The sequence below is a fragment of the Micromonospora sp. DT4 genome (assembly GCF_049841675.1).
Classification (GTDB): Bacteria; Actinomycetota; Actinomycetes; order Mycobacteriales; family Micromonosporaceae; genus Micromonospora.
Map to the genome: position 1 here is coordinate 1 of NZ_JBNCKT010000247.1, position 2517 is coordinate 2517.

Genomic DNA, 2517 nt, shown 5'->3' on the forward strand with positions numbered 1-2517 from the left:
ATCTATTTGTCGAGGACCTTCCATCGACGTGTCTCGGCGTGACGTTCCGCCCCCACCCAGTTACCCGACAGTCTCTACGACGCGATGCTCGCGCTGACCCCGGACCTCGCCCTCGGCGCGGCCGGGGTGCCCGCGGCGCCGCGAGCCGTCTTCGCCGCGCTGCGGGCGGCCCTGCTCCCACTGGCCCAGGGCCGTGACCCGGACACGCTCGCCGAGGTGGGTTGGAGCCTGCTGCACGGCGTCGTCATGCTCACCCGGGGTGGTCGCCTACGCCCTGAGGCGCAGGAGGAGCGGGAAGCGATGATCACGGAGCGGCTACTGTGGTGGCCCTGCCCGGCGGACGGGAACCCGGTAGGGGCCCGGGGCGGGATGCCCTAGAGTCGCGTCCGCACGAGCATGATCGCGAGAGGGGCCGGCATGACCGCGGACCAGGAGGCCCGCCGACGGGCGCAGGTGCTGATTTTCGACGCGGACGACACGTTGTGGGAGAACAACGTCGTCTTCGAGCGGGTGATCCACGACTTCCTGGCCTGGATCGACCATCCCACGATGGACCGGACGGAGATCCGGGCCATCCTGGACGACATCGAGCGGGCCAACGCGGTGGCGCACGGGTACGGCAGCAAGGTGTTCCTGCGCAGCCTCGGCGAGTGCCTGGAGCGGCTGCGTGAACGGCCGGCCACCGACGCCGAGCGCCAGGAGATCGACCGGCTGGCTCGGGCGCTGGTGGAGCACCGGGTGGAGCTGATGCCCGGTGTGGCCGAGGCGCTCGACGAGTTGGCGCAGCGGCACGAACTGCTGCTGCTGACCAAGGGCGACCGGGAGGAGCAGCAGCGCAAGCTGGACGCCTGCGGCCTGCTGCACCACTTCGGGGCCGCGCACATCGTCGCCGAGAAGAACGTCGACACGTACCGCTGGCTGGTCCGCGAGCACGGATTCGAGCCGGCCCGGGCGTGGATGATCGGTAACTCCCCGAAGTCGGACATCCTGCCGGCGCGGGCGGCCGGTCTCCACGCGGTGTTCATCCCGAACGAGAACACCTGGGTGTTGGAGGACGACGAGTTGGACCCGACCGACAACGGCGTGCTGCGGCTGGCCGCCTTCCAGGACCTGCTCAAGCACTTCTGACCGTCGAACCCGAACAGCGTCCCCGATCATGGCCGCGTTACGCGCACCTGCCGCTTCTCGCCCTTAAGATCAGTCACGTCGTCGCAGGCCCGGCAACGCTTGTCCGGCCCGGCGCGATCGGCCTAGCCTGGGCCGGCGCTCGCGGCCTTTCGGGGTGTGCCGGGGGCGCATCGGCGTCCGACAGGTGGGCACCGTGGAGCTGAGTGCAGGGCAGCCCGGGCCTCCCCACCGAGCCGTGTGGCGTCGTGCCACGCCCCGCGCGCGTGGTGTGAAATGCCGGAGTTGTCCGCTCCCCCGCCGGACGGCCGGGGTCAGGGCCGGGTAGTTGCGGACCCGGTCCTGACCCGGCCCCCCGGATCGCTGTGCCTAGGCCCGGTGCCGGCCGTCGCCGGCGTGGCGGGCGTCCGGCTCGTCCGAGCCGCCGCGGACGATCGAGATCGCCACGCGGCAGAACTCGTCCATGTCCGGATTGAAGCCGGCCGCGATGTCCGGGTGCAAACCGGAGCGGGTCTCGTCCAACAGCCGCTGGCACACCTGCTCGACCGGCTCGCCGGCGTAGCTGGCGCGAATCCGGTCGGTGGCCGCCTGGAGAGCCGAGGTCAGCTGGTCCTCCAACGGGCCGCGCAGCTTCTGCTGCACAGGATCGAGCCCGCGCGGGTCGAGCGTGACATGTGGCTCCGACATCGGTGCTCCCTTCGTCGGCGTCCGCGATACCCCACCGCGGCCGTCGGTCAAACGCCGGTTGGTACGGCGGCGACCCGCACCTGGTAGGAGAATTCCTCCGCCGGCTCCTCGTGGTACGACAAACGGCGGATCTGCCGGTCGTCGTCGTAGAGGGCGACGTCCACCAGGACGCCGAGATGCGCCAGGCCGATGGTGGAGACGCGCTTCTTTTCCTGGAGCACCGCGCAGACGCCGCCGAGCAGCGTGCTGGCGTCGGACGTACGGTGCCCGGGCGGGCACCGCAGAACCACGTCCACCTCGATCGGCCCGGGCAACGGCGTCCAGCCGGTGCGCTGGGCCGCGCCCAGGGCGGCCTGGAGCAGGGTGCGGACCCTGGTCGCCTGCCGGTGCCCGGCGGCGAAGATGGACAACGCTTCGGTCTTGACCGGTGGCAGGCCGCTCACCTCGAACGTCAGGGCGAGAGCGCGGGTGTCCTGCACGGCGGCACCTCCCTCATTGGGACGATCCTGCCGAAGCGGTGCGGTCGCGGAGGGGCGTTCCCGCGATAACCAACCGATCGGGCAGGCTGGGTCGGCCGGAGGCGTGTCGACGTCGGCGGCGAACGCGCTGGCTGCGGCGCTGGGAAAGACGCTAGGGCCTGTCTTGTGGATCATGGTTGGTGGGGTAGGAACATCACGGGTGTCCGGAGTGTTACCCGAGCGCTAT

General features: G+C 70.8%; 4 protein-coding genes. 2 read left to right on the forward strand and 2 right to left on the reverse strand.

From position 1 onward, the window contains the following. The first annotated feature begins 84 nt into the window (after positions 1–84). Positions 85–378, forward strand: a complete 294-nt coding sequence (locus ACLQ24_RS29295; RefSeq protein WP_425894974.1) for a hypothetical protein — start codon at positions 85–87, stop codon at positions 376–378. 39 nt (positions 379–417) lie between these two features. Further along, positions 418–1128, forward strand: a complete 711-nt coding sequence (locus ACLQ24_RS29300) for an HAD family hydrolase (protein ID WP_425894975.1) — start codon at positions 418–420, stop codon at positions 1126–1128. A gap of 366 nt (positions 1129–1494) precedes the next feature. On the opposite strand, the gene ACLQ24_RS29305 is transcribed toward ACLQ24_RS29300, so the two are convergent. Both ACLQ24_RS29305 and ACLQ24_RS29310 read right to left on the reverse strand, forming a co-directional pair. Then, positions 1495–1812 (reverse strand): hypothetical protein, encoded by a 318-nt coding sequence (locus ACLQ24_RS29305; protein ID WP_425894976.1) that lies wholly within the window; start codon positions 1810–1812, stop codon positions 1495–1497. Between the two features lie 47 nt (positions 1813–1859). Next, positions 1860–2291, reverse strand: a complete 432-nt coding sequence (locus tag ACLQ24_RS29310; protein ID WP_425894977.1) for a hypothetical protein — start codon at positions 2289–2291, stop codon at positions 1860–1862. Positions 2292–2517: the final 226 nt, after the last annotated feature.

What these genes read in the sequence shown, in the direction of transcription:
- ACLQ24_RS29295 (WP_425894974.1), top strand. Translation starts at nt 85, where the DNA reads ATGCTCGCGCTGACCCCGGACCTCGCCCTCGGCGCGGCCGGGGTGCCC.
- ACLQ24_RS29300 (WP_425894975.1), top strand. Translation starts at nt 418, where the DNA reads ATGACCGCGGACCAGGAGGCCCGCCGACGGGCGCAGGTGCTGATTTTC.
- ACLQ24_RS29305 (WP_425894976.1), bottom strand. Translation starts at nt 1,812, where the DNA reads ATGTCGGAGCCACATGTCACGCTCGACCCGCGCGGGCTCGATCCTGTG.